Raw genomic sequence first — 263 nt, 5'->3', positions numbered from 1 at the left:
TCTTTCTTAACGTACAAGGCTCAGGCTATTCAAAGCGCCGTTGTGAAAGTGAATCCAGCCTTCACTTCACAGAGGTGTCCGAAGTGTGGCCTAGTTGAGAAGGCTAATCGCCATCATGATACTCATGAATATTGGTGTGCCCAATGCCAGTATCGGTGTAACGATGACCGCTTAGGGGCAATGAATATTGAGATGCTTGGCCAAGATTGGTTGAATGGTGTCAAACACCCAAAGATTAAAAAGCTAACAACTGCTGGGTAAAC

The 263-nt window shown here is 45.2% G+C and carries 1 protein-coding gene; it reads left to right on the top strand.

What is annotated here, in order from left to right; translation table 11 throughout:
- Positions 1-261, top strand: a 261-nt coding sequence (locus FC99_RS00575) for a zinc ribbon domain-containing protein (protein ID WP_156639330.1), incomplete at its 5' end; no start/stop codon positions are given.
- Between the last annotated feature and the right edge of the window lie 2 nt (positions 262-263).

The sequence above is a fragment of the Levilactobacillus koreensis JCM 16448 genome (assembly GCF_001435525.1).
GTDB classification, from domain to species: Bacteria; Bacillota; Bacilli; order Lactobacillales; family Lactobacillaceae; genus Levilactobacillus; species Levilactobacillus koreensis.
This window is presented reverse-complemented; position numbering and strand designations above follow the sequence as displayed.